Origin of the sequence: Devosia beringensis (assembly GCF_014926585.1) — a bacterium.
In the GTDB taxonomy this organism is placed as follows: Bacteria; Pseudomonadota; Alphaproteobacteria; order Rhizobiales; family Devosiaceae; genus Devosia; species Devosia beringensis.
In genome coordinates this window covers 2645188-2670882 of the sequence record NZ_CP045422.1, presented here as the reverse complement: position 1 = coordinate 2670882, position 25695 = coordinate 2645188, and the positions used below count along the sequence as shown (strand labels likewise).

Below are 25695 nucleotides of genomic sequence, written 5' to 3'. Positions count from 1 at the left end.
GCATCGGAACCGGTCCATCCGCCCCCGCCAGCGATGATTTTTTGACCATCTGGACGAAACTGTCACAATAGGCCACTGTCACAATTGCGACTGACGGACGTGGGGCACGATCGGGGGGCAGGACAAGCAAGACTGAATGCGCTCTGGCGAGCCCGCTCAACAGTCTATGGTCGCCAGCGCCCCTTCCGTCATCGCACTGTCATACCCGCTCTCTACTCCCTCCGCAGTTCGCCGCGACGCTCGCCAACGGGCGTTGACGAACGACTTTTCAGGGAGACTGAACATGTCCATCAAGACGTCCCTCGGCGCATCCGCGTCGATGCTTGCCGTGCTCGCCGTTTCTGCGCCCGCTTTCGCCCAGGCCGACCTCGACGCGCTCTACGCAGCCGCCAAGGCCGAAGGCCAGCTCACCACCATCGCCCTGCCGCACAGCTGGTGTGGTTATGGCGACGTGATCGCCGGCTTCAAGGCCAAGTACCCCGACATCACCGTCAACGAACTCAACCCTGACGCCGGCTCGGCCGACGAGCTCGAGGCCATCCGCGCCAATATCGGCAATACCGGCCCGCAGGCGCCCGACGTGATAGACGTTGGTCTGTCCTTTGGTCCCCAGGCCAAGGAAGAAGGCCTGATCCAGGCCTATAAGGTCTCCACCTGGGACGACATCCCGGCCGATGCCAAGGATGAAGAAGGCTTCTGGTATGGCGACTACTATGGCGTGATGGGCATGCTGGTGAACACCGATCTGGTGTCCGCCGTGCCCGCCGACTGGGCCGATCTGACCAAGCCGGAATATGCCAATTCTGTCGCCCTGGCCGGCGACCCACGCGCTTCCAACCAGGCCATCCAGGGCGTTTACGCCGCTGGTGTCGGCAAGACCGGCAGCCACGAGGGCGCCGCCCAGGCTGGCCTCGATTTCTTCGCCGAACTCAATGCCGCCGGCAATTTCGTTCCCGTCATCGGCAAGGCCGCTTCGGTTGCCCAGGGCACCACGCCCGTGCTGATCGCTTGGGACTACAACCTGCTCGCCTTCCGCGACAGCTTCGAAGGCAATCCGGCCGCCGAGATCGTCGTGCCGGCCACCGGTGTCGTCGCCGGCGTTTATGTCCAGGCCATCTCGGCCCATGCGCCGCACCCCAACGCTGCCAAGCTCTGGATGGAATATCTCTATTCGGACGAAGGTCAGCTCGGCTGGCTCAAGGGCTATTGCCACCCGATCCGCTTCAACGCCATGTCCGAAGCCGGCTTGATCCCGCAGGATCTGCTCGATGCCCTGCCGCCGGCTGACGCCTATGCCAAGGCGATCTTCCCCTCGATCGAGCAGCAGAACGAAGCCAAGGCGCTGATCACCGGCCAGTGGGACGCCGTCGTCGGCGCCAACGTCGCCGAGTAAGCCTGTTCCGTCACGACGCCAGCCACGACCCTCGGGTCGTGGCTGGATCCAGGCCTGTCGCACCGGCTTTTCGGGGCTCGACGGGCGCACCATGAGGTCTACTGGGGCAGCTTGATGACCGACCTTCCCGCACCGGCACCGGTACCGAAACCCCGCCGCCGCCTGTCCTTTGAATGGCTGGGCGTCGCCCCCTTCGTCATCTTCGTGGTGATGTTCCTCGTCCTGCCTACCGTCTACCTGCTCGGCGCCGCCTTCGTCAGCCCGCAGGGACAGTTCACCCTCGACAATATCTACGCCCTCTTCACGCCGCAAATCATGGCGGCCTATTCCATCTCGATCCGCATCTCGGCGGCATCGGCCATTCTGGGCGCGCTGATCGGCCTGGCCATGACCCTGGCCATCATTCGCGGCAAGCTGCCCGAGGGACTGCGCTCGGCGGTGATGACCTTTTCCGGCGTCGCCTCCAACTTTGCCGGCGTGCCGCTGGCCTTTGCCTTCATCTCGACCCTGGGCCGGCTGGGCCTGGTCACCATCATCCTCAAGCTGATCGGGGTCGATCTCTACCGCTCCGGCTTCAACCTGCTGAGCTTTTGGGGTCTGACGATCACCTATCTCTATTTCCAGATTCCGCTGATGATCCTGATCATCGCGCCGGCCATTGATGGCCTCAAGAAGGAATGGAGCGAGGCTGCCGCCATTCTGGGCGCATCGCCCTGGCAGTTCTGGCGCTATGTCGGCCTGCCCATTCTGTGGCCCAGCTTTCTGGGCACCCTGTCCCTGCTCTTCGCCAATGCCTTTGGCGCCATCGCCACCGCCTATGCGCTGACCGGCTCCTCGCTCAACATCGTGCCCGTGCTGCTCTATGCCCAGATCCGCGGCGACGCGCTGCAGAATCCGGGTCTCGGCGCCGCGCTGGCTTTGGGCATGATCGTCATCACCGCCACGGCCAATATCATCTACCTGTTCATTGCCGCCCGGGCCGAAAGGTGGATGAAATGAAAAAATCCCGCTTCTGGCCCTGGGTAGTCTTCCTCACCGGCGCCGCCTATTTCATCATCCCGCTGATCGCCACCGTCGAGTTCTCGCTCAAGATGCGGCGCGGCTATTACAGCTTCGATTCCTATCTGTCGGTGTTCTCCGACCCGCGCTTCCAGGCCACCTTCGGCTATTCGGTCGTCATCGGCATCTTTGCCATCGTCGTGGGCATTCTGGTCATCGTGCCGGCCGTCTATTTCGTGCGCCTGCGCCTGCCCTGGCTGCGCCCCTTCATGGAATTCGTGACGCTGCTGCCGCTGATCATTCCGGCCATCGTACTGGTCTATGGCTATATCCGGCTCTACAATTCGAGCTCGCTCATTCCCTTTACCGGCAGCGCCCTGGGCACCGATATCCTGCTCATCTGCGGCTACGTTACCCTGGCCATGCCCTATACCTATCGCGCGGTCGATACCGGCATGCGCACCATCGACGTGCAGACGCTGACCGAGGCGGCCCAGATCGCCGGCGCCAACACCTTCCAGATCATTTCCCGCATCATCCTGCCCAATATCCTGGTGGCGGTGCTGTCCGGCGCCTTTCTGACCTTCGCCATCGTCATCGGCGAATTCACCATTGCCAGCCTGCTCAACCGCCCTGCCTTCGGGCCCTATCTGCAGAATATCGGCGCCAACCGCGCCTATGAGCCGGCGGCTCTGGCCGTTATCTCCTTCATCATCACCTGGGGCGCCATGGCCATGATCAACGTGCTCGGCCGCTTCGCTCCCCGCACTTCCGCCAGGACCGACTGACCATGGCCGCCTTCCTCGAAGTCCAGAACCTCACCAAGACGTTCGGCACCACCACGGTGGTCAAGGATGTCAGCTTCGCCTTCGACAAGGGCGAGTTCATCTCCCTGCTCGGCCCCTCCGGCTGCGGCAAGACCACCATCCTGCGCATGATCGCCGGCTTCGAGTCGCCCACGGCCGGCTCCATCCGCGTCGATGGCCACGACATCACCACGCTCAAGCCCAACCAGCGCCAGCTCGGCATGGTCTTCCAGGCCTATGCCCTGTTTCCCAATCTCAATGTGGGCGACAATATCGGCTTTGGCCTCAAGATCGCCGGCATGCCGGCCGAGGAGCGGCGCGCCCGGGTCGAGGAAATGCTCAAGCTCATCGGCCTGCCCGGCTACGAGAAGCGCTACCCCTATGAGATGAGCGGCGGTCAGCAGCAGCGCGTCGCCCTGGCCCGCGCCATCGCCCCGCGCCCGCGCATGCTGCTGCTCGATGAGCCGCTCTCGGCGCTCGACGCCAAGATCCGCGTCTCGCTGCGCGAGGAAATCCGCGCCATCCAGCTCGATCTGGGCATTACCACCGTCTTTGTCACCCATGATCAGGAAGAGGCTCTGTCGATCTCCGACCGCATCGTGGTCATGCATGCCGGCAATATCGAGCAGCTCGGCGCCCCGCACGAGATCTATAACCAGCCCGCCACCCGCTTCGTCGCCACCTTTGTCGGCCAGCTCAACAATATCGACGCGACCGTGCTCGACCCGGCCGCCCAGACCGTTTCGATCGATGGCCAGACGGTGACGGTTCCCCATCTTCCCGCCGGTGCGACCGCCAATGCCCCCACCACGCTGACGCTGCGCCCCGAAGTCGCCTGCGTCGGGCCGCGCGAGGGCAATGACATTACTTTGAGCGGCACCATAGCCGACGTCACATTCCTCGGCTCGGTGATCCGCCTGCGCGTCAAGCTGGGGGGCAACACGCTCAGTCTTGATACCTTCAACGATCAGCGCTCCGCACCGCCCCAGCGCGGCGAGCCCATCACCATCAGCCTGGCCAGCAAGGACCTTTTGGTCCTCGCCAACTAGGCATTTGACCTCTACACGCCACAGGGCCATCCTCTTGTGGCAATCAGAGGTATCGCCGTGAATGACCCGTTCGTAACCACCGACTGGCTGGCTGCCCATCTGAGCGACCCCGACCTGGTGGTGCTGGACGGCAGCTGGCATATGCCCAATGCCGCGCGCAACGCCCAGGCCGACTATCTGGCCGGCCACATTCCAGGCGCCGTCTTCTTCGACATCGACGGCGTTGCCGACACCGACAGCCCCCTGCCCCACATGCTGCCCGCGCCGGCCGCCTTTGCCCGTATGGTGGGCGCCCTGGGCATTGCCGATACCATGACCATCGTCATCTATGACGAGATCGGCCTGTTCTCCGCCCCCCGCGTCTGGTGGACCTTTCTGGCCATGGGCGCGCGCGATGTGCGCATCCTTGCCGGCGGCGGCCCCAAATGGCGCGCCGAGCGCCGCCCCACCGAAGTGGGTCTGGTCGCCCGCCCGCGCCAGACCTTTCAGGCCCGTTTCGACGCCGCCCGCGTCGTCGATTTCGATACCGTCCGCGCCCGCAGCCAGGATGGCGCGGTCCAGATCGCCGATGCACGCCCGGCCCAGCGCTTTCATGCCGAAGTGCCAGAGCCCCGCAAAGGCCTGCGCGCCGGCCATATTCCCGGCTCCACCAACCTGCCCGTGAGCATGCTGACCGAAGCCGGTCAGATGAAATCGCCTGAACAACTGGCCACCCTGTTTGCCGAGCGCGGCATCGATCTAAGCAAGCCGCTGATCACCACCTGCGGCTCCGGCATCACCGCGGCCACTTTGGCCCTCGCCGCCGAGCTGGCCGGCGCTCCGTCGGTAGCAGTCTATGACGGCTCCTGGACCGAATGGGGCAGCCGCACCGATGCCGAAATCGAGACCTGAGGTCTGGTCCGGCCGTCCGACAGCGGTCAATCGTCGCTGTCGCCCCGCACGTCCAAGTATTCGACCGAGCTGTTTAAATCTTCCTTTAGAACTTAACCTGCACAAATGCCGTTAGGAGCTATTATCCTAGCCGAGATTTCCGATGCCCAGGTTCGTTTCGCTACTGATTGACCGTGCCCATCAACGCTATCTTGGCCTGGGCCTCTGGCTGGCGACCTTCGCGGTTGTGGTATTGGCCGGAGCAATACTTGGCGGCCAGTTCGTCCACCAGAAGATGGTCACCGAGGCCCAGCACATGCTGGAACCGCACTTGCGCCTACGCGAGAACGTTGCCGCGACATTTGCTGCAATCACGGACATCGTAACCGCCGCCCCCTGTTCGCCCGTCTTTCATGACCAGTTGCGACAGGTTGCCTTCCTGCCGGACGGTCTCAATGAATTCCTCTATGCACCCGATGGCGTCGTGCAGTGCACGGTGACCGCAGATATCCAGCCTTACGACTTGGGGGCACCGGACGTGGTATCGGATCGGGACGGGCTGTTGATCTGGTACGACAGACCCCTCGATTTTATCGGACGATCCGGCCTGACAGGCACCATTCTTGTAGACGACGGGATCGGCATTGTTACCCCGCCAGTCGATGAAGTCGCACAGTCTTCCGATTGGATGCGGTTTCAGATGGTGGACGTCGCTGCCAGTGGGCAATACTGGCCCCGCGCTGGCCAGTCAGGGATATTTGCCTCGGTACGCACCACTGACGGGCCGTTCGCGCGCTATTTTCCGCTGCACGACGGCGCTTATGCGGACATGACCTGCCTGCCGGATGGCACCATCTGCATGGCAACCACGGCGTCCCTGGTCGACGTCGTCACAGCCAACCTGCGCGGTGTCGCGCTCGCCATCCTGCTCGGCGGGTTTCTGGCTTTGGGCATCAGTGGCCAGATCCACGCTCTGCTGCGGCGCTTCTGGAGCTTTGAGGCGCGGTTTCATCGCCATTTCACGCCGCAGAGCATTCTATGCACCTACCAGCCGATCCTCTCGCTGGCCACCGGCAAGATCAGTGGCTGCGAGGTGCTCGTGCGCTGGCGTGACGTCGATGGCGCTACTGTCTATCCCGACCAGTTCCTGCCGGTCGTCGAAAAGCTCGGCCTCGGCCGCCAGCTGACCGAATATGTCGTCGCCAAGGCTTGCGAAGAACTGTCGGCCCAGATTCCGTCCGCCTATCGCCTGCAGGTCAACTTCAACATCTTCCCGCGCGATCTCGACGCCGTCTGGCTGCGCGACACGCTGCTGATCTTTGAGGCCCTCAACCAGCGCTTTGACGCCGTGATCGAGATTGTCGAAACCGAACAGTTGCAGACCGAACATGCCCAGCGCGAGATCGACGCCCTGCGCCGCTTTGGCATAAAGACCCATCTCGACGATTTCGGCACCGGCTACTCCAATATCGAGAACCTGGCGCGGCTGCCCGTCGATGGTGTCAAGCTCGACCGCTCCTTCGCCATGTCGGCCGATGGCAGCCTGATGGCGCGCATGATGCTCAACGCCATCGACATGATCCACGCCGCCGGCCATCGCATCACCGTCGAAGGTGTCGAAACCCCCGAACGCATGCTCATGCTGCGGGCCACCGGGCAGGTCGATTTCATCCAGGGCTACCTGATCTCGCGCCCGATCGACATCACCCGCTTCGTCCAGTTCCTCGCCGACCAGTCCGTGCCGACCCCCATGCGACCCCAGCTCGTCGCCAATAACTGACCCCGGCCTGACGCCCGGCAGCGACGCTGGCGCGTGCCGCTGCCCCCGCTCGGCACCCATCGACTGTACGAAAACGTACGAAACAACTGACGATTGGCCATTCCAGCCCGCGCCGGCACGGTGCGTGGAATAATTACGACCTTGTTAGTGTCTTGCTGGCAAAGATCTTAAATGCGCCTCCAGCATTAAATCTGGCTCGCCTTTGACTGCCCCTCAGGGCTGCTTTTGTTGCTGCATGACCTTTTGGCACAAATTCCAGACATTGCGATGAGCGAATTTCTCCGCTCGTGTCCGCCACCCTGCGCCTGCGCACCCTTTGTGGCAATTCCGCTGCCATTGGCCGCTTCCAACAATAGAAAATGATCCCACCGTGTCCAACCCCGCAAAGTCCAAACTGACCATCGGATTGAAGCTCACCCTTGTCGCCAGCCTGGGCATCGCCCTGGTGGCCATCATGCTTGGCGTGACGCTCTACAGCAACGCCGCGACCCTGTCCTATGCCGACAAGGAATCTCGGCAGATCTCGGTCGGCCAGGATCTCGATCAGGCCATCATCGCCTATGCCGGCATGCGCAACGCCTCGCGCGACATCCGTCTGGCCGCGACAGCCGAAGCGGTTGACCTGGCAGTTGAGGACTTGCTGGCAAAGCATGACGTCATGGTTTCCTCCTTTACCTCGTCCGCCGGCAACATGCTACTGCAGGCCAACCTGGACCGGATCGCCACGGCTGAGCAATTCGCTCAGAATTATCTGGATTTGACCGTTCAGATCGCAGAGGTAATCAAGGGGCAGCTCGCTCTTGCGACCCAGCCCAGCGCCAACGGTGCCGCGCTAGCAGCGCAACTCGCCAAGCTCTTGGTAGACCAGAAGCCCAACTCTCAGGGTATCGGCGATACCATCGCTGAACTCACAGCAGCAACCCAAGAAGCGAGAGTCGCCGCCGCTGCCGCATCTCATGCGCAGATGGCTCAGGGTCAGCTTATCGGTCTGATCATGGGCGCCCTTGTCATTGCCACCCTGATCGGCTCGGCCATTTTCGGCAGCAAGGCGATCGCCAAGCCCATCCGCGTGATCACCGACCGCATGTCTACCCTGGCCACGGGTGATCTGCAGTCCACCATTCCCTATATGAGCCGCGGCGACGAGCTCGGCGCCATGGCCGCCGCTGTCCAGGTGTTCCGCGAAAACGGCATCAAGGTCGCCGAAATGAGCCTTGAAGACGCCGCCCGCGCCAAGATCAATGCAGACCGTGCCCAGATGATGGGCAACTTCCAGACGTCCTTTGATGCGGTCATCGCCGCCACCGCCCAGGGCGACTTCTCCAAGCGTATCGACGCCCATTTCGACGACAAGGACATCGACCGCATCTCGGCCAACTTCAACGGCATGGTCGAGACCGTCAATACCGGCCTGGCCGAGGCCGGCAAGGTGCTCGCCGCTCTGGCCCAGGCCGATCTGACCAAGCGCATGGAAGGCACCTATCAGGGCGCCTTTGCCGAACTGCGTGATGACATGAATGCCGTTGGCGACAAGCTCGCTGACATTGTCGGCCAGCTGCGCAGCACCTCGGGCGCCCTCAAGTCGGCTACTGGCGAAATCCTCGCCGGCACCAATGATCTGGCCGAACGCACCACCAAGCAGGCTGCCGCGATCGAAGAGACCTCGGCCGCCATGGAACAACTGGCTGTCACCGTGACGGACAATGCCAAGCGCGCCGGCTCAGCGAGCTCCAGGGCAAAGTCGGTATCTCAGACGGCGGAAGAAACCGGCGAAGTCATGCGCCAGTCCAACCAGGCCATGGAACGCATCTCGTCCTCCTCGGCCAAGATTTCCAATATTATCGGCCTGATCGACGACATTGCCTTCCAGACCAATCTGCTGGCGCTGAACGCCTCGGTCGAAGCTGCCCGTGCTGGCGATGCCGGCAAGGGCTTTGCCGTGGTGGCCGTCGAAGTCCGTCGCCTCGCCCAGTCCGCTGCCAGCGCCTCTGCCGAGGTCAAGGTCCTGATCGAGCAGTCGGCCAGTGAAGTCACCGGCGGCTCCAAGCTGGTCGCTGAAGCCACCAACAAGCTCACCTCCATGCTCGACGGCGTCCGCGAAAGCGCCACCCTGATCGAGGCCATCTCCTCGGCCAGCCAGGAACAGTCCAGCTCGATCGCCGAAGTCACCACCGCCATCCGCCAGATGGATGAGATGACTCAGCACAATGCCGCTCTGGTGGAACAGACCAATGCGGCCATCGAGCAGACCGAAGGCCAGGCCAACGACCTTGATCGCATTGTCGAGATCTTCGTGCTCGATGGCGCCGCCCGCGCCCCGGCACGCCGCGAAGCGGCTCCCCAGCCCCAGAAGCAGGGCGGTGTTCGCGCCCTGCAGGCTCGCGTCACCAGTGCCGCCAAGTCCTATCTCAGCAATGGCAATGCCGCCATCAAGCAGGAATGGAGCGAGTTCTGATGGCTTCTGTCTCCTTCCACGACGGCCGGATGACGGCAGAGGTCCCCGTAGAGGTCCGCACGCTCGATCAGTTTGTCACCTTCACCTGCAGCGACCGGGCCTTCGGCATCGACATCATGTCCGTGCGCGAGATCCGCTCCTGGTCGCCAACCACCGCACTGCCGGACCAGCCGCATGGCGCCAAGGGCGTGCTCGATATCCGCGGCTCGGTCGTCCAAGTCTATGATCTGGCCGTGATGCTCGGCGGCTATGGCAGCGAGATTAATACCGGCCAGGTCGTGCTGGTGGTGTCGCTGCAAAACCAGGATGTGGGCCTTCTGGTCGATACCGTTTCCGACATCATCTTTGCCCAGCCCGAGGACCTCCGGCCCGTGCCGCTTTCGGGCGGCGATCGCGCCAATGCCATGGTGTCAGGCATGTTCAAGAACGAGGACCGCCTCATCGCCATCCTCAACCTGGCCGCCATGTTCCCCTCTTATCCGGGCAACTAGCCGACCTGCGCCTGCGCAGCAATACGCAAAGAAAAAGGCCGTCGGTTCACTCCGGCGGCCTTGGCTTTTCGCGCGGACAAGGCCGGCACACTCCGGCCGTGTCCTTGATGTTTGATTTGGCAGCATCATATATGCATCAGCGAACCGGCGCTTGCCGGTGCGCTGTCCGTCATCACAACAATCGCTACACTTTGTTCCCGTCCATGGCGCAAGCCACGGCTTCGGCCATGCCGACGCCACAAGGGCGCGCTCCCCGCGCGCCTGCTCGCCGTTCACGTGCCTGATCCTGACCTTTTTGAAAGACCACCATGTCCAACACGACCCTGTTCACCCCCTATACCGTGGGCGACATCAGCCTGGCCAACCGTATCGTCATGGCGCCGCTGACCCGAAACCGGGCAGCTGCCGGCTTTGTTCCCGGCCCCTTCGCCGCCCAATATTATGCCCAGCGCGCCTCCGCCGGCCTGGTGATCGCCGAGGCCACCCAGATTTCCCAGCAGGGCCAGGGTTACCAGGACACCCCCGGCATCTATACCCCCGAGCAGGTCGCCGGCTGGCGCACCGTCACCGATGCCGTGCATCAGGCCGGCGGCAAGATCGTGCTCCAGCTCTGGCATGTGGGCCGTGTCTCCCATGTCGACCTGCAGCCTGAGGGCGGCGCGCCCGTCGCCCCATCGGCAATCCGCGCCGAAGCCAAGACCTTCGTCAATGGCGGCTTCTTTGACACGTCCACGCCCCGCGCCTTGGCGCTCGATGAGCTGCCCGGCATTGTCGCCGACTTCCGCAAGGCGGCAGCCAATGCCATCGCAGCCGGGTTCGACGGCGTCGAAGTGCACGGCGCCAATGGTTATCTGCTCGACCAGTTCGCCAAGGACGGCGCCAATATCCGCACCGACGCCTATGGTGGCTCTGTTGAGAACCGCGCCCGCCTGATGCTCGAAGTCACTGCCGCCGTCATCGCCGAAGTCGGCGCCGGCCGCACCGGCATCCGCCTGTCGCCAACCACCCCGGCCAATGGCATCACCTGCAGCGATCCGCAGACCCAGTTCAACTATATCGTGGCCGAACTGGAAAAGCTGGGCCTCGCCTATATCCACGTCATCGAGGGCGCCACCGGCGGCCCGCGCGATGTGGCCCCCTTCGACTTTGACGCGCTGCGCCAGGCCTTCAGCCGCACCTATATCGCCAATAACAACTATGATCTGGCGCTGGCCAACGAGCGTCTGGCTGCGGGCAAGGCCGACCTCTTCGCCTTCGGTCGCCCTTTCATCGCCAATCCCGATCTGGTGGCGCGCCTGCAGTCCGGCGCCCCCCTGGCCGAGCTGAACCCGGCCACGCTTTATGGCGGCGGCGCCGAGGGCTATACCGACTACCCCACCGCAGCCTGATCGCACCGGCGGCGCCCTTCCCCGGCATTATGGTCAAGCCATCCGCCGGGTGAACGAGACTGCATCGACTAAAACCCAGAAGGCCGCCGGTTCATCCCGGCGGCCTTCCTGTTTGCTCGGGCGAAAGCCCGCCCAGAATGAACTGCACCAGCCCCTCAATATAGGCGCGATCGGCCGTTTCGCGCGTGATGATGACGCGCCAGTAGAGCATCCCCCCCGCGGCATCGTTAAAGAGAGCCACGTCGGTCGTGGCCTTCAGCTCACCGCGCTCGATGGCCCGCTGCACCACGCTGGCGGCGCGGCCACGGCGCTCCACCTGCACCCGGCCGCGCACATCGGCGGCCAGGGCCGGATTGCGCTGCATTTCGGCATGCAGGTCCGGCAGGATACGCCGCACCAGGCGGTGGCGCAGCACCCGCCGCAACTGCAGCAGCATGGCCCTGGTATCGCCTTCCAGCGTGCCCGTGTCCTCCAGCGACGCCAGGTCGATGCCGACATGGTTGAGCCGTTCGCTGACCATGGCCAGCTTGGACGGCCAGCGCCGATAGAGCGCCGCCTTGCCCACCCCGGCACGCTGGGCCACCCGCTCGAGGCTGATGCCGACATACCCATGCTCGGCCCAGTCCTCGAACAGCGCCCGTGTCAGCGCATCGGTGACGGCAGGCTGCATGATGGCGGCCCCCGTGGCGACCCGGCGCGGCTTGGCATCACTATTTTCGACGGAACGCTTGCGTATCATCCACACCGACCTACATATCAACGGAACACTACCGTTCCGTCCAAAATGAGTGTATCCGATGAAAAACCCGACAAGTCCAGACACCATCCCCGGCTTTGCCGCGCTTCTGCGCACCGCCTTGGGCGACCATCTCGACCCAGGCGCCACCGGCTTCGTCGACATGATGGCCGAAGATGGCGTGATGGAATTCCCCTTTGCCACGGCCGATCAACCCCTGCGGCTCGTTGGCCGCGCGGCTGTGCGACAGCATCTGGCAAGCCTGTCGGGCCTGCTGGAGATCGACAGCTTTAGCGATCTTGTCGTCCATGCCAGCCAGACCCCCGGCACCTTCATCCTGCAATTTGCCTGCACCGGCCGGGGCGCGGCCACCGGCCTGCCCTATCGGCAGCGCTATATCTCGGTGATCACGCTCGAGCAGGGTCGCATCGCCACCTATCTCGACTACTGGAACCCGCTCGTGGTGATGGCCGCCCTGGGCGCCAGCGATCCCATTGCGGCCTTGCCGGGACGGTCCTCATGAGCACCATTCTGGTGACCGGCGCCACCGGCAAGACGGGTCGGCGCCTCGTCGAACAGTTGCAGGCCCGCGCGCTCCAGCCGCGCCTGGCCATGCGTTCCGCCACAAGCCCGCACAGCGTAGCCTTCGACTGGACCGACCCGCGGACCCATGCGACAGCCCTCGATGGCATCGGCGCGGTCTATCTGGTGGCCCCGCCCGGGGTGGTCGATCCCCTTGCCATCATGCGACCCTTTCTGGAACTGGCGCTTGAACGCGGCGTGACCCGCTTCGTCTTGCTCAGCGCCTCATCGCTCGAGGAAGGCGGACCGCTGATGGGCCAGGTCCATGCCTGGCTGCGCCAGCACGCGCCGTCCTGGCTGGTACTGCGTCCCAGCTGGTTCATGCAGAACTTTTCCGAACAGCAGCACCTGCCCACCATCCTGTCCGACAATGCCATCTATTCGGCCACCCGGGACGGCCGCATCGGCTTCATCGACGCCGAGGATATCGCGGCAGTGGCCGTGGCCGGTCTTACCGCTACCGACCTCGCCAGCGGCGATCTGGTCCTGACCGGGCCGGAGACGCTCTCTTATGACGAGGTCGCCCGCCTTCTGGGCAAGCAGACCGGCAGGCCTGTCCGGCACCATCGTCTGACCGAGGCAAAGCTGTCCGATCGCTTTGTCTCCTATGGCGTTCCCGCAGCCTTCGCGCCATCGCTGGCCGCCATGGACACCGCCATCGCTGGCGGAGTCGAAGACCGCATCACCGACAGTGTGCTCAGCATGACCGGTCGCCGCCCCGCTTCCTTTGCTGACTTCGTGTCCTGCAACGCGCCGGTATGGACGCCCTAGGGCGCTGCCATCTATCGGCGCGCAGCCATCCCAAGGCGACGGGTCCATGCCCCGGTCGACATTAGGCAACAAACAAAAAGGCCGCCGGATAGTCCGGCGGCCTTTGCTTTGACGACGCTGCAGCGGCAGATCAGCCGGCGCGCTTCTTGTTGTAGAGATCGAAGAACACGGCCGCCAGCAGCACCACGCCCTTGATCATCTGCTGCCAGTCGATATTGACGCCCATGATCGACATGCCGTTGTTCATCACGCCCATGATGAAGGCGCCGATCACCGCGCCGGCCACGGCACCAACGCCGCCCAGTGCCGAGGCACCGCCGATGAACACGGCCGCGATCACGTCGAGCTCGAGGCCCTGACCTGCTTTCGGCGTCGCCGAATTGAGGCGAGCCGCATAGATCATGCCAGCGAGAGCCGCCAGCGCACCCATGATGGCAAACACATAGAACGTCATCCGTTCGGTCTTGATGCCCGACAGCGACGCCGCCTTGAGATTGCCGCCCAGCGCATAGATCCGGCGGCCAAAGGTCATCCGCTTGGTGACGAACACGAACACCGCGATCAGCACGGCCATCACCACCAGCACATTGGGCAGGCCGCGATAGGAGGCCAGCATATAGGTGAAGAACAGCACCAGCGCGGCAATCACCAGGTTCTTGGCGACGAACAGGGCATAGGGCTCGCTCTCATAGCCACGGGCCTGGCGGCGACGCCGACCCAGGATAGCCATCACGATCATCACCACGACGGCAGCCACGCCCACCACCATGCTGGTGGTATGCAGCGTCAGGGCTGGCACCGCAGCGATCGCCGCCACGCCGTCACTGGCGGGAACGGCAACAATCGCCGGCACCAGCACGGTTTGCCCGATCAGGTCGGGGATAAAGCCGGCCGAGAGCAGCTGGAACTCGGCGGGGAACGGGCCCACCGACTTGCCAGCCAGGATCGCCAGCGACAGGCCCTTGAAGATCAGCATGCCGGCCAGCGTCACGATAAAGGCCGGGATCTGGTAATAGGCGATCAGATAGCCCTGCGCCGCCCCGATGGCCGCGCCGATCACGATGCAGATGGCGCCGGCCACGAAGGGATTGGCCAGGAAGGCCAGCTCAGGCGGAAAGCGCCAGCCCACCATGAGCATGGCCGCCAGCGCGCCGATAAAGCCGGATACCGAACCCACCGACAGGTCGATATGGCCGGCCACGATGACCAGCAGCATGCCCAGCGCCATCACGATGATATAGCTGTTTTGCAGGATGATATTGGTCAGGTTAACCGGCTTGAACAGCACGCCATTGGTGAAATACTGGAAGAACAGCATGATCAGGATCAGCGCGGCGAGCAGACCATAATCGCGCATGTTGGACTTGAGCGCCCCCCACACGGTCAGCTGCTGATTGGTCGCCTGCTCGGTGGTCGGAGTGACGCCCGCTGGCGCCGTTTCGGTGGTCATGATGCCTTCCCTTCCGCACGAACAATCGCACGCATAATTTTTTCCTGGCTGGCGTCGGCCGTCGGCATTTCACCCACGATCTGGCCCTCGTTCATTACATAAAGCCGGTCGGTGATGCCAAGCAGTTCGGGCATCTCCGAGGAGATCACCAGCACGGCCTTGCCCTGCGCCGCCAGCGCATTGATGATGGTGTAGATTTCATATTTCGCGCCGACATCGATGCCGCGCGTCGGCTCGTCCAGGATCAGCACGTCCGGATTGGCGAACAGCCACTTGCTGAGCACCACCTTCTGCTGATTGCCGCCGCTCAGATTGCCGGTGATCTGGTAGACGCTCGACGAGCGGATATTGGTCTTCTTGCGGTATTCGTTGGCCACGTCCATCTCGGCCATGTCATCGATCACCCCGAACCGCGAAATGCCCTTGAGATTGGCAATCGTGGTATTGTGCTTGATGTGGTCGATCAGGTTGAGGCCATAGCTCTTGCGGTCTTCGGTGGCATAGGCAATGCCCCGGGCAACGGCCCGCTCCACGGTCGATACGTCGACCTTGTTGCCGTGCAGGAACACCTCGCCGCTGATCTTCTGCCCATAGGACTTGCCAAACACGCTCATGGCAAATTCGGTGCGTCCCGAGCCCATCAGCCCGGCAATGCCCACCACTTCACCCTTGCGGACATTGAGGTCGATATTGCGGATGATCTGGCGGTCGCGGTGCTGGGGATGAAACACGTTCCAGTTGCGGACCTCGAACACCGTCTCGCCGATCTGCGGCACGCGGGCCGGATAGCGATCCTCCAGCGAACGCCCGACCATCGAGGTGATGATGCGGTCTTCGCTGATCTGGTCCTTGTTCATGGTCTCGATGGTGCGCCCGTCGCGGATCACGGTGATCCGGTCGGCGACCTTGGAAATTTCGTTGAGCTTGTGGCTGATCAGGATCGAGGTAATGCCCTGGCTGCGGAATTCCATCAGCAGGTCGAGCAGCGCGGCGCTGTCCTTTTCCGACAGGCTGGCCGTGGGCTCGTCCAGGATAAGCAGCTTGACCTCCTTGGACAACGCCTTGGCGATTTCCACCAGCTGCTGCTTACCCAGGCCGATATTGGTCACCAGCGTATCGGGGTCTTCAGAAAGACCGACCATGCCCAGCAGCTTGCGCGCGCCGTCGCGCGTCTCGTCCCAGTCGATCACGCCGCCATGGGCCTGCTCATTGCCCAGGAAGATGTTCTCGGCAATCGACAGCAGCGGCACCAGCGCCAGCTCCTGATGGATGATGACGATGCCCTTGGCCTCGCTGTCGGCAATGGTCTTGAAGTGCTGTTCTTCGCCCTTGTAAATGATCTGGCCGTCATAGCTGCCGTCTGGATAGACGCCGCTGAGCACCTTCATCAGGGTGGATTTCCCCGCCCCGTTCTCGCCGACAATGGCGTGGATTTCGGCCTCGCGCACGTCCAGATTGACGTCCGACAGTGCCTTGACGCCGGGAAACGTCTTGGTGATGCCGCGCATCTCCAGAATGGTCTTGGTCATTGGCTGCTTTCTTCAATGCACCGGAGCGTCGCTGCATAGCGCCGATTTCCGATACGGGAAAGGGCCCCGCGTTGCCGCGGGGCCCAGACTGTCGTGGTATCGATTACATCAGGTCTTCGGCCTTCAGGTAGCCGGAGTCAACGACCAGAGCCTGGTAGTTGGATGCATCGACTTCGTACGGGGTCAGCAGGATCGACGACACAACCTTGACGCCATTGTCATAGGTGGTGGTGTCGAGGCCTTCTGGCGTGCCGCCCGAAACCAGCGTATCGACGAGGTCGGCAGTGGTCTTGGCCAGTTCGCGGGTGTCCTTGTAGATGGTCGAATACTGCTCGCCGGCGATGATCGCCTTGACGGACGGTGCTTCGGCATCCTGGCCGGAGATGATGGGCCATGCCAGGTCGGCAGAACCATAACCAACGCCGCGCAGCGACGAGATGATGCCGCGGCTCAGGCCGTCATAGGGGGCCAGAACAGCGTCAACGCGGCTGCCGTCCGAGTAGTTGGCCGACAGGATGTTGTCCATGCGGGCCTGTGCAACGGCACCGTCCCAACGCAGGGTACCAACGGTGTCCATGCCCATCTGGCCGGACTTCACCACAAGGGTGCCGTCATCGATCAGCGGCTGGAACACGCTCATGGCGCCATCATAGAAGAAGAAGGCGTTGTTGTCGTCTGGCGAACCGCCGAACAGCTCGATGTTGAACGGCCCCTTGTTCTCTGGATAGCCCAGACCCTTGAGGATCGAATTGGCCTGCAGCACGCCAACCTGGAAGTTGTCGAACGTGGTGTAGAGGTCAACATTGGCGGTGTCGCGGATCAGGCGGTCATAGGCGACAACCTTGATGCCGGCATCAGCAGCCTGCTGCAGCACAGCGCTCAGCGTGGTGCCGTCGATCGAAGCGATGACCAGGGCCTTGACGCCCTTGGTGATCATGTTTTCGACCTGAGCCAGCTGGTTCGGGATGTCGTCTTCTGCGAACTGCAGGTCGACCGAATAGCCCTTGGCTTCGAGTGCTGCCTTGAGCTCATTGCCGTCCGAGATCCAGCGCAGCGAGGACTGCGTTGGCATGGCAATGCCGATCGCGCCCTTGTCCTGGGCAAAAGCCGCGGTAGATGCGGTCAGCGCCATGGCGCCGACTGCCAGTACGGTGGCAAGCGTCTTGAAAATCTTCACGTCTCGACTCCCTTGTGTATTCCGAGTTCAGAAGCTTTGGATGGTCGTCAGGGGAAAGAACTTTGGCTCATGGCGGTGTCCGCTATGGACAGCAATGCCCGGTGAGCCCGAACCCGATACAGTCATTGAAAATGGCCGCGCAACCACCCTTGGGTGGCCGGCCTGCTGGATCTGCATGGAGTCCTCCTGCGCGACGGCACGTGCCGTCAGGGCCCTCCCCAGCCCACGCCGCAGAACCTAGGATAATCAGACAAGCGTTGTAAAGCAGCTTTGCCGTGTTTGCGCATTTTTTTCGACCATCAAATATTAACGATAACGTATGTTCTACGGCGATTGCGGTCCGCCGGAACTGACGCTATCGTGCCGGCACCTGAGGAGGAATCCGGCCACAAAGATCGCTCAAGCGACCCGGCCGGAAGCAAAGGTATCAGATAAGTTGGAGGGGATGTGAGCACAACTGACGGCGAAACACGCCCGGACCAGTCCACCGCCGCGGGCACCGTCGCCGATCATCTGGCGCAGCTGATTCTGGGCGAACTTGCCCCCGGCACCAGCCTCCCCAGCGAGGCGGCGCTGGCCACGCGCTACGCCGTCAGCCGGCTCACCATCCGCGAGGCCGTAAAGCTGCTCGAAGGCCGCGGCCTGCTCGAGATTGCCCGCGGCCGCAAGGCCGTTGTGCGCGAACCCGACGGCGCCGCCTTTGCCGACTTTCTTACATCCATCATCCACTACGATCCCAAGGGCCTGTTCGACCTGGTCGAAATCCGGCTCTCGCTCGAGGTGCAGTCGGCCACCCTGGCCGCCAAGCGCGCCTCGCGCGCCGGCATTGCCGCCATCGAAAGCGAGCTGCAGGGCATGCGCGACACGGTCGGCACAAAGGGCCAGGCCATGTCGCATGATCAGGAACTGGGCTTTCACACACATGACGTCGGCTTCCACGAGGCCGTCGCCCTGGCCAGCGGCAACCGCATCCTGGGCTTTCTCTTCGAGGCCATGGCCCAGCCCCTGCGCGAAGGTTTCTTCATCAGCCGCCGCGGCCACGAAAAGCGCGGCCACACCCTGCACGAAACCATCGAAGCCCATCAGCGCATCCTCGATTGCATCAAGGCCGGCAATAGCCGCGCCGCTGCCGACGCCATGCGATTGCACATCAAGGACACCGAGCGCGATATCCGCGTTGCACTCAGCCAGCTCGCCTTGCGGCCGGGCGCATCTTCATAAACGCCTTGCAGCAGTCGCCTGCATGCCCGAATAATCCCGGCGCAACGATGCAGGATCCCTGATGGCGCAGCGAATGGACAGTTCCAGCAACCGATTGGACGACGCCGCGCGGGCCGGCTGGCTCTATTATGTCGCTGGCAATACCCAGGAAGAGATCGCCGCCAAGCTCGGCATTTCCCGCCAATCGGCGCAGCGCCTGGTCTCGATGTCGGTCAGCGAGGGCCTGATCAAGGTCCGGCTCGATCACCCGATCGGCCGCTGCATGGACCTGGCCAGCCGCCTCAAATCCCGCTTCGCCCTCGATCTGGTGGAGATCGTCCCTTCCGACCCGAGCAGCGATTCCACAACCATCGGCGTCGCCGAGGCGACCGCCACCGAGATCGAGCGCTGGCTCAAGCGCCCCGACCCCATCGTCATGGCCATCGGCACCGGCCGCACGCTCAAGGCCGCCGTCGAACAGCTTACCCCCATGGCCTGCCCGCATCACAAGGTGGTCTCGCTGACGGGCAATATCGCGCCCGACGGCTCGGCCGCCTATTACAACGTCATCTTCAACATGGCTGATACCGTAAAGGCGCGCAGCTTCCCCATGCCCCTGCCGGTCATCGCCTCTTCGGCGCGCGAACGGCAGCTGCTGCATGGCCAGCCCATGATTCGCGAAACCCTGGCTTTGGCCGCACAGGCTGACGTGACCTTTGTCGGCGTCGGCGATATCGGACCGGATGCCCCGCTCTATGTTGATGGTTTCATCACCGATGCCGAACTCAAGGAACTGCAGAAAGCTGGCGCCGTCGGCGAGATCTGCGGCTGGAGCTTTGATGCCGAGGGCAAGCTTATCGAGGGCCTCACCAATGAGCGGGTGGCCTCAGCCCCCATTCCCTCGCGCGAAAACGCCCTTGTCGTGGCAATTGCCATGGGCGCGCGCAAATTGCCCGGCATACGGGCAACCCTGCTGCGCCGTCTGGTTAACGGATTGATAACGGACGAGCGCACCGCTGAAGGCCTGCTCAAGCTCCCGTAGCCGCTTGAAAAAACAGCATTAAATCCCGGTTTCGGCCCTCCCTAGCCCACAGCCTGCCCAGCGATTTGCGCATGGCACACTTGACTCTGCCGCATGATGTGCGAGTATTTGCCCACAGTCGGGACAATTGCCCGGCTCGTCACTGGGAGGAAAACCAATGAAATTGACACCCATTCTCGTGGGCGCGGTCAGCCTTGCGCTGATCACATCCGCCTCGGCGCAGACGCTGACCATCGCCACCGTCAACAATGGCGACATGATCCGCATGCAGGCTCTGTCGAGCGCCTTCACCGAAGAAACCGGCATCGAACTCAACTGGGTCGTGCTCGAGGAAAATACTCTCCGCCAGAACGTCACCACCGACATCGCCACCAATGGTGGCCAGTATGACGTGATGACCATCGGCACCTACGAAGCCCCGATCTGGGCCAAGCAGGGCTGGCTGGTGCCGCTCGATGGCCTTTCCGCCGATGCCGAATATGACGTTGACGACCTGCTGCCCGCCATCCGTGGCGGCCTCTCGGTCGATGGCAAGCTCTATGCAGCGCCCTTCTACGGCGAAAGCTCCATGGTCATGTACCGCAAGGACCTGATGGAAAAGGCCGGGCTGACCATGCCTGACGCCCCCACCTGGGAATTCATCGGCGAAGCTGCCCGCGCCATGACCGACCGCGACGCCGACATCAACGGCATCTGCCTGCGCGGCAAGGCCGGCTGGGGCGAGAACATGGCCTTCCTGACCGCCATGTCCAACTCCTTCGGCGCCCGCTGGTTTGACGAAACCTGGACCCCCCAGTTCGATCAGCCCGAATGGAAGGCGACGCTCGACACCTATCTGTCGCTGATGGCCGACGCTGGTCCTTCGGGCGCCTCGTCCAACGGCTTCAATGAAAACCTGACCCTGTTCCAGCAGGGCAAGTGCGGCATGTGGATCGATGCCACCGTCGCCGCATCCTTCGTGACCGGCGCTGACTCCACCGTTGCCGAGCATGTCGGTTTCGCCTTGGCGCCAGACAATGGCCTGGGCAAGCGCGGCAACTGGCTCTGGGCATGGTCGCTGGCCATCCCGACCAGCAGCCAGAATGCCGAAGCGGCCGAGCAGTTCATCAATTGGGCAACCAACAAGGACTATCTCGCTACCGTCGCCGCCAGCGAAGGCTGGGCCAACGTCCCGCCCGGCACCCGCACCTCGCTCTACGAAAATGCCGAGTACCAGGCAGCAGCGCCCTTCGCCAAGATGACGCTGGACTCCATCAACTCGGCCGATCCGACCCAGCCGACCGTCAAGCCGGTCCCCTATGTCGGCGTGCAGTTCGTGGCTATTCCTGAATTCGCCGGCATTGCCACCAATGTGGGCCAGCTCTTCTCGGCTGCCCTTGCCGGTCAGATGTCTGCCGACGACGCCCTGGCTCAGGCTCAGGACGCCGCCACCCGCGACATGACCCGCGCCGGCTACATCAAGTAGGCCTCTCCTCCCGGAGACGTGCCGCCCGGTCGATGGTCACTCTACGACCGGGCGGCACACCAGTCACGCATGCGTTTTGAGACGTCATGCTGAGCTTGTCCAAGGCACTAACCATCAGGCGGGCACGCCGACCGTGTCCCGGCCTTGGCCCTCGACACGTTCAGGATGAGGCCTGCTGATAGACCACCCGGCGCTTCCGGGTTTTGGCGAGGAAAACATGGCCACCGCACAAACCAAGACCCTGTCGCGCATCATGATGGCCCCGGCCGTCCTGCTGCTGCTGCTCTGGATGATCGTGCCGCTGGTCATGACCATCTGGTTCTCCTTCCAGAACTACAGCCTGATCAATCCGATGATGACCGGGTTCGCCGGCTGGGCCAACTACGTCTATGTCATCGGTGATCCCAGCTTCACCCAGTCCCTGATCAATACCCTGATCCTGGTGGTCGGCGTGCTGCTGATCACCGTCATCGGCGGCACCTTTCTGGCCCTGCTGCTCGATCAGCCGATCTGGGGCCAGGGGATCCTGCGCATCATCGTCATCTCGCCCTTCTTCGTCATGCCGCCGGTGGCGGCACTGATCTGGAAGAACGGCTTCATGCATCCCGGCTACGGCATGCTGGCCCATCTGTGGGAATTCTTCGGCCTGCAGCCGGTCGACTGGTTCAACCAGTATCCGCTGTTCTCGGTCATCGTCATCGTCGCCTGGCAGTGGCTGCCCTTTGCCACGCTGATCCTGCTGACCGCCCTGCAATCACTTTCCGAGGAGCAGCGCGAGGCCGCCGAGATGGATGGCGCCAATGCCATCAACCGCTTCTACTTCATCATCATGCCGCACATGGCCCGCTCGATCACCATCGTGATCCTGATCCAGACCATATTCCTGCTCGGCATCTTCGCTGAAATCCGCGTCACCACCGGCGGCGGCCCGGGTTATGCCTCGACCAATATCGCCTTCCTGGTGTTCCGCACCGGCATCCTCTCCAATGACATCGGCGCCGGCTCTGCCGGTGGCGTGGTCGCCGTCATCATCGCCAACATCGTTGCCATCTTCCTGATGCGCGCGGTCGGCAAGAACCTCGACGCGTAGGGAAACCGATCATGGCACGCACCGCATCCATCCCAACCCGCATCGGCTTCACCGCGCTCGCCTGGGCCATCGCCCTGCTGCTGTTCGCGCCGATCCTGTGGACCATCCTCACCGCCTTCAAGACCGAGGCCGAGGCCATCGCCTCGTCCCCCACCTTCCTGCCGCAGAATTTCACCCTGGAAAATTTCGCTGCCGTGCAGGATCGCTCGGACTATTTCAAGCACGCCTTCAATTCCATTGTGGTCTCGGTCGGCTCCACCCTGCTCGGCCTCGTCATCGGCGTTCCCGCCGCCTGGGCCATGGCCTTTGCGCCCACCAAGCGCACCAAGGACGTGCTGATGTGGATGCTGTCCACCAAGATGATGCCCGCGGTCGGCGTGCTGATCCCGATCTACCTGCTGTTCCGCGACCTGCGGCTGCTCGACACGCTGCATGGCCTGACCATCATCATGACGCTGATCAACCTGCCGATCATTATCTGGATGCTCTACACCTACTTCAAGGAAATCCCGGTCGACATCCTCGAGGCCGCCCGCATGGACGGCGCTGAACTCTGGAACGAGATCGTCCATGTCCTCGTCCCCATGGCCGTGCCGGGCATTGCCTCGACCCTGCTGCTCAACGTCATCCTGGCCTGGAACGAAGCCTTCTGGACCATCACCCTGACCTCGGGCCGCGCCGGCACGCTGACCGCCTTCATCTCCTCGTTCTCCTCGCCGCAGGGCCTCTTCCTCGCCAAGCTTTCGGCGGCCTCGCTGCTGGCCATCGCGCCGATCCTGCTCATGGGCTGGTTCAGCCAGAAACAACTCGTCCGCGGTCTCACCTTCGGCGCTGTAAAGTAAGGACTAGAAAAATGGGCTCGATTTCCCTGCAACACGTCAAGAAGTCCTTCGGCGAAGTCCAGATCATTCCGGACATCACGCTCGATATCGAAGAGGGCGAGTTCGTCGTCTTTGTCGGTCCCTCCGGCTGCGGCAAGTCCACCCTGCTCCGCCTGATCGCCGGCCTTGAGGACACGACCAGCGGCACCATCCTGCTCGATGGCGTCGACATGACCAAGGCGCCGCCGGCGCGACGGGGCCTCGCCATGGTGTTCCAGAGCTACGCGCTCTATCCGCATATGAGCGTGCGCGACAATATCGCCTTCCCGCTCAAGATGGCCAAGGTGCCAAAGGACGTCATCGACCAGAAGGTCGAATACGCCGCCCGCACCCTCAACCTCTCCTCCTATCTCGATCGCCGTCCGCGCGCCCTGTCCGGCGGGCAGCGCCAGCGCGTCGCCATTGGCCGCGCCATCGTCCGCGAGCCCAAGGCCTTCCTGTTCGACGAGCCGCTGTCCAATCTGGATGCCGCTTTGCGCGTCAACATGCGCCTCGAGATTACCGAACTGCACCAGCAGCTCAAGACCACGATGATCTACGTCACCCATGACCAGGTCGAAGCCATGACCATGGCCGACCGCATCGTCGTGCTCAATGCCGGCCGCGTCGAACAGTTCGGCTCCCCGCTCGATCTCTACAAGAAGCCCGCCAACCGCTTCGTCGCCGGCTTTATCGGTTCCCCCCGCATGAACTTCGTCGATGGTCCCGAAGCCGCCAAGTACAATGCCCATTCCATCGGCGTGCGCCCCGAGCATTTCAAGCTCGCCACCCAGCCCACCCCCGACACTTGGAAGGGCAAGGTCGGCGTCGCCGAGCAGCTCGGTTCCGACACGTTCCTCCATGTCCATGTCGATGGTCTCGGCCTGATGACCATCCGCACCGATGGCGACCAGACCTTCCGCCACGGCGACGACGTCTATCTGACGCCCGACCCGACCCGCATCTATCGCTTCGACGCCGCCGGTCTGGCGATCTGACGCAACCGGTATTTCAGCCGCAGCGAACCCTCATCGGGGCGAGTGAAGGACTAAAGCTTATGACGACAAAACTCTCCGCTGCCGCGCTTGCTTCCATCACCACTGCCGCCGTGCCGGCCTATGACCGCGCCGCCTTGACGCCGGGCATCGTCCATTTCGGCGTCGGCAATTTTCACCGCGCCCACCAGGCCGTCTATCTCGATGATCTCTTCGCCATTGGCGCCGATCATGACTGGGCCATCATCGGCGCTGGCGTGCGCGATGCCGATGAAGCCATGCGCCAGCAGCTGCTGGCCCAGGACTGGCTGACCACCGTGGTCGAGCAGGAAGCCGATGCCAGCAGCGCCCGCATCACTGGCGCCATGATCGACTATCTCCGCCCCGGCGACAGCGCTGCGGTCATCGCCCGCCTCGCCGATCCGGCCACCCGCATCGTCTCGCTGACCATTACCGAGGGCGGCTACTATATCGACCCGGCCAGCCAGCAGTTCGATCCGGCCCATCCCGATATCGCCTATGACGCCGCCAATATGGCTGCCCCGAGCACCGCCTTCGGCCTGATCCTGGCCGGGCTCCTGGCCCGCCGCGCCGCCGGCACGATCCCCTTCACGGTGATGAGCTGCGACAACATTCCGGGCAATGGCCACGTCACCCAGAATGCGGTGATCGGGCTCGCTAATCTGGTCGATCCCGCTCTGGCCGCCTGGGTTGAGGCCAATGTCGCCTTTCCCAACGGCATGGTTGACCGCATCACACCGGCCACCTCCGACCGTGAAAAGACCCTGCTTGCCGACAATTTCGGCATCGCGGATAACTGGCCGGTCTTCTGCGAGAAGTTCCGGCAATGGGTGCTCGAGGACAATTTCCCGGCTGGCCGGCCCGCGCTGGAAAAGGTCGGCGTGCAGTTCGTTGATGATGTGGCACCCTACGAACACATGAAAATCCGTATCCTCAATGGCGGCCACGCCACCATCGCCTATCCCGCCGGCTTGCTCGACATTCACTTCGTGCACGAGGCGATGGAGCATTCGCTCGTCGCCGCTTTCCTGACCAAGGTCGAGCAGGAAGAAATTATCCCCGTCGTCCCGCCCGTGCCCGATACTGACCTTGGCGACTATTACGCGCTCTGCCAGCGCCGTTTCGCCAATCCCAAAATCGGCGATACCATAAGGCGGCTGGCCCTAGACGGGTCCAATCGGCAGCCCAAATTTATCATTCCGTCGGCCTTTGACCGGGTTCAACGTCAACAGTCTGTTAACGGATTGGCACTCGTGAGTGCCCTTTGGTGCCGCTATTGCTATGGCACCACGGACTCCGGCGCCGTCATCGAGCCCAACGATCCCAGCTGGGCTCGCCTCACCGCCCAGGCCAAGCTGGCCAAGGCCGATCCCGCCGCCTGGCTGGCCATGGCCGACATCTATGGCGACCTCGCCAAAAACCCGGCCTTCATCACCGCCTTCTCCAACGCCCTGAATACGCTCTGGAAAATCGGCACCAGGGCAACCCTCGAGCGCTATCTGGCCGACAAGCTCTAGCCCAGGTTCAAACCTTCGGCTAACGTCGC

The 25695-nt window shown here is 63.1% G+C and carries 22 protein-coding genes; 18 read left to right on the top strand and 4 right to left on the bottom strand.

Annotated elements, in window-relative coordinates:
* Positions 1-283: 283 nt before the first annotated feature.
* The 9 genes from GDR53_RS13010 to GDR53_RS12970 all read left to right on the top strand — a co-directional run bounded on the left by GDR53_RS13010 (position 284) and on the right by GDR53_RS12970 (position 11231).
* Entirely contained in the window at positions 284-1393 is a 1110-nt protein-coding gene (locus tag GDR53_RS13010) for an ABC transporter substrate-binding protein (RefSeq protein ID WP_193334901.1), read from the top strand.
* A gap of 114 nt (positions 1394-1507) precedes the next feature.
* Positions 1508-2392 (top strand): ABC transporter permease, encoded by an 885-nt coding sequence (locus GDR53_RS13005; RefSeq protein ID WP_193334900.1) that lies wholly within the window; start codon positions 1508-1510, stop codon positions 2390-2392.
* Entirely contained in the window at positions 2389-3180 is a 792-nt protein-coding gene (locus tag GDR53_RS13000; RefSeq protein WP_193334899.1) for an ABC transporter permease, read from the top strand. Before GDR53_RS13005 ends, GDR53_RS13000 begins: the two co-directional genes overlap by 4 nt.
* Before the next feature lie 2 nt (positions 3181-3182).
* Complete coding sequence (locus tag GDR53_RS12995) at positions 3183-4247, top strand: ABC transporter ATP-binding protein (protein WP_193334898.1); 1065 nt, start codon at positions 3183-3185, stop codon at positions 4245-4247.
* A 57-nt stretch (positions 4248-4304) separates the two neighbouring features.
* On the top strand, positions 4305-5138 hold the full coding sequence (sseA, locus tag GDR53_RS12990) for a 3-mercaptopyruvate sulfurtransferase (protein WP_193334897.1): 834 nt from the start codon (positions 4305-4307) through the stop codon (positions 5136-5138).
* A 142-nt stretch (positions 5139-5280) separates the two neighbouring features.
* Positions 5281-6897 carry an EAL domain-containing protein gene (locus GDR53_RS12985; RefSeq protein WP_193334896.1) on the top strand — a complete coding sequence of 539 codons (1617 nt, stop codon included), beginning with the start codon at positions 5281-5283 and terminating at the stop codon, positions 6895-6897.
* 370 nt (positions 6898-7267) lie between these two features.
* Positions 7268-9352, top strand: a complete 2085-nt coding sequence (locus tag GDR53_RS12980; RefSeq protein WP_232846621.1) for a methyl-accepting chemotaxis protein — start codon at positions 7268-7270, stop codon at positions 9350-9352.
* Positions 9352-9843 (top strand): chemotaxis protein CheW, encoded by a 492-nt coding sequence (locus GDR53_RS12975; RefSeq protein WP_193334895.1) that lies wholly within the window; start codon positions 9352-9354, stop codon positions 9841-9843. Before GDR53_RS12980 ends, GDR53_RS12975 begins: the two co-directional genes overlap by 1 nt.
* Positions 9844-10151: 308 nt before the next feature.
* Positions 10152-11231, top strand: a complete 1080-nt coding sequence (locus GDR53_RS12970; RefSeq protein WP_193334894.1) for an alkene reductase — start codon at positions 10152-10154, stop codon at positions 11229-11231.
* A 91-nt stretch (positions 11232-11322) separates the two neighbouring features.
* Here GDR53_RS12970 and GDR53_RS12965 read toward each other — a convergent pair whose 3' ends face one another.
* Positions 11323-11970, bottom strand: coding sequence for a TetR/AcrR family transcriptional regulator (locus tag GDR53_RS12965; RefSeq protein ID WP_210321334.1), 648 nt, complete (start codon positions 11968-11970; stop codon positions 11323-11325).
* Between the two features lie 58 nt (positions 11971-12028).
* On the opposite strand from GDR53_RS12965, the gene GDR53_RS12960 reads away from it, so the two are divergent.
* Positions 12029-12490 carry a nuclear transport factor 2 family protein gene (locus tag GDR53_RS12960; RefSeq protein WP_193334893.1) on the top strand — a complete coding sequence of 154 codons (462 nt, stop codon included), beginning with the start codon at positions 12029-12031 and terminating at the stop codon, positions 12488-12490.
* Entirely contained in the window at positions 12487-13320 is an 834-nt protein-coding gene (locus GDR53_RS12955; RefSeq protein ID WP_193334892.1) for an ergot alkaloid biosynthesis protein, read from the top strand. The genes GDR53_RS12960 and GDR53_RS12955 overlap by 4 nt, the downstream gene beginning before the upstream one ends.
* Before the next feature lie 130 nt (positions 13321-13450).
* On the opposite strand, the gene mmsB is transcribed toward GDR53_RS12955, so the two are convergent.
* The 3 genes from mmsB to chvE all read right to left on the bottom strand — a co-directional run bounded on the left by mmsB (position 13451) and on the right by chvE (position 17431).
* On the bottom strand, positions 13451-14770 hold the full coding sequence (gene mmsB, locus GDR53_RS12950) for a multiple monosaccharide ABC transporter permease (RefSeq protein WP_193334891.1): 1320 nt from the start codon (positions 14768-14770) through the stop codon (positions 13451-13453).
* On the bottom strand, positions 14767-16299 hold the full coding sequence (gene mmsA / locus GDR53_RS12945) for a multiple monosaccharide ABC transporter ATP-binding protein (protein WP_193334890.1): 1533 nt from the start codon (positions 16297-16299) through the stop codon (positions 14767-14769). The genes mmsB and mmsA overlap by 4 nt, the downstream gene beginning before the upstream one ends.
* Before the next feature lie 103 nt (positions 16300-16402).
* On the bottom strand, positions 16403-17431 hold the full coding sequence (gene chvE, locus GDR53_RS12940) for a multiple monosaccharide ABC transporter substrate-binding protein (protein ID WP_193338087.1): 1029 nt from the start codon (positions 17429-17431) through the stop codon (positions 16403-16405).
* A 492-nt stretch (positions 17432-17923) separates the two neighbouring features.
* Here chvE and GDR53_RS12935 point away from each other — a divergent pair, with 492 nt between their 5' ends.
* The 7 genes from GDR53_RS12935 to GDR53_RS12905 all read left to right on the top strand — a co-directional run bounded on the left by GDR53_RS12935 (position 17924) and on the right by GDR53_RS12905 (position 25666).
* Positions 17924-18697, top strand: coding sequence for a FadR/GntR family transcriptional regulator (locus tag GDR53_RS12935; RefSeq protein WP_193334889.1), 774 nt, complete (start codon positions 17924-17926; stop codon positions 18695-18697).
* A gap of 61 nt (positions 18698-18758) precedes the next feature.
* On the top strand, positions 18759-19718 hold the full coding sequence (locus GDR53_RS12930) for a sugar-binding transcriptional regulator (RefSeq protein ID WP_193334888.1): 960 nt from the start codon (positions 18759-18761) through the stop codon (positions 19716-19718).
* A 157-nt stretch (positions 19719-19875) separates the two neighbouring features.
* Positions 19876-21183 carry an ABC transporter substrate-binding protein gene (locus GDR53_RS12925; protein WP_193334887.1) on the top strand — a complete coding sequence of 436 codons (1308 nt, stop codon included), beginning with the start codon at positions 19876-19878 and terminating at the stop codon, positions 21181-21183.
* Between the two features lie 217 nt (positions 21184-21400).
* Positions 21401-22273, top strand: a complete 873-nt coding sequence (locus tag GDR53_RS12920) for a carbohydrate ABC transporter permease (RefSeq protein WP_193334886.1) — start codon at positions 21401-21403, stop codon at positions 22271-22273.
* An 11-nt stretch (positions 22274-22284) separates the two neighbouring features.
* On the top strand, positions 22285-23115 hold the full coding sequence (locus GDR53_RS12915; protein WP_193334885.1) for a carbohydrate ABC transporter permease: 831 nt from the start codon (positions 22285-22287) through the stop codon (positions 23113-23115).
* A gap of 11 nt (positions 23116-23126) precedes the next feature.
* Entirely contained in the window at positions 23127-24131 is a 1005-nt protein-coding gene (locus GDR53_RS12910) for an ABC transporter ATP-binding protein (protein ID WP_193334884.1), read from the top strand.
* A gap of 59 nt (positions 24132-24190) precedes the next feature.
* The gene (locus GDR53_RS12905) at positions 24191-25666 is read left to right on the top strand and encodes a mannitol dehydrogenase family protein (RefSeq protein ID WP_193334883.1); all 1476 of its coding nucleotides are present in this window, start codon (positions 24191-24193) and stop codon (positions 25664-25666) included.
* Positions 25667-25695: the final 29 nt, after the last annotated feature.

Bases quoted from the DNA above. Each gene is read 5' to 3' on its own strand.
- GDR53_RS13010 (WP_193334901.1), top strand. From the start codon at position 284: ATGTCCATCAAGACGTCCCTCGGCGCATCCGCGTCGATGCTTGCCGTG.
- GDR53_RS13005 (WP_193334900.1), top strand. From the start codon at position 1,508: ATGACCGACCTTCCCGCACCGGCACCGGTACCGAAACCCCGCCGCCGC.
- GDR53_RS13000 (WP_193334899.1), top strand. From the start codon at position 2,389: ATGAAAAAATCCCGCTTCTGGCCCTGGGTAGTCTTCCTCACCGGCGCC.
- GDR53_RS12995 (WP_193334898.1), top strand. From the start codon at position 3,183: ATGGCCGCCTTCCTCGAAGTCCAGAACCTCACCAAGACGTTCGGCACC.
- GDR53_RS12985 (WP_193334896.1), top strand. From the start codon at position 5,281: ATGCCCAGGTTCGTTTCGCTACTGATTGACCGTGCCCATCAACGCTAT.
- GDR53_RS12975 (WP_193334895.1), top strand. From the start codon at position 9,352: ATGGCTTCTGTCTCCTTCCACGACGGCCGGATGACGGCAGAGGTCCCC.
- GDR53_RS12970 (WP_193334894.1), top strand. From the start codon at position 10,152: ATGTCCAACACGACCCTGTTCACCCCCTATACCGTGGGCGACATCAGC.
- GDR53_RS12965 (WP_210321334.1), bottom strand. From the start codon at position 11,970: ATGATACGCAAGCGTTCCGTCGAAAATAGTGATGCCAAGCCGCGCCGG.
- GDR53_RS12960 (WP_193334893.1), top strand. From the start codon at position 12,029: ATGAAAAACCCGACAAGTCCAGACACCATCCCCGGCTTTGCCGCGCTT.
- GDR53_RS12955 (WP_193334892.1), top strand. From the start codon at position 12,487: ATGAGCACCATTCTGGTGACCGGCGCCACCGGCAAGACGGGTCGGCGC.
- mmsB (WP_193334891.1), bottom strand. From the start codon at position 14,770: ATGACCACCGAAACGGCGCCAGCGGGCGTCACTCCGACCACCGAGCAG.
- mmsA (WP_193334890.1), bottom strand. From the start codon at position 16,299: ATGACCAAGACCATTCTGGAGATGCGCGGCATCACCAAGACGTTTCCC.
- chvE (WP_193338087.1), bottom strand. From the start codon at position 17,431: ATGGCGCTGACCGCATCTACCGCGGCTTTTGCCCAGGACAAGGGCGCG.
- GDR53_RS12930 (WP_193334888.1), top strand. From the start codon at position 18,759: ATGGCGCAGCGAATGGACAGTTCCAGCAACCGATTGGACGACGCCGCG.
- GDR53_RS12925 (WP_193334887.1), top strand. From the start codon at position 19,876: ATGAAATTGACACCCATTCTCGTGGGCGCGGTCAGCCTTGCGCTGATC.
- GDR53_RS12920 (WP_193334886.1), top strand. From the start codon at position 21,401: ATGGCCACCGCACAAACCAAGACCCTGTCGCGCATCATGATGGCCCCG.
- GDR53_RS12915 (WP_193334885.1), top strand. From the start codon at position 22,285: ATGGCACGCACCGCATCCATCCCAACCCGCATCGGCTTCACCGCGCTC.
- GDR53_RS12910 (WP_193334884.1), top strand. From the start codon at position 23,127: ATGGGCTCGATTTCCCTGCAACACGTCAAGAAGTCCTTCGGCGAAGTC.
- GDR53_RS12905 (WP_193334883.1), top strand. From the start codon at position 24,191: ATGACGACAAAACTCTCCGCTGCCGCGCTTGCTTCCATCACCACTGCC.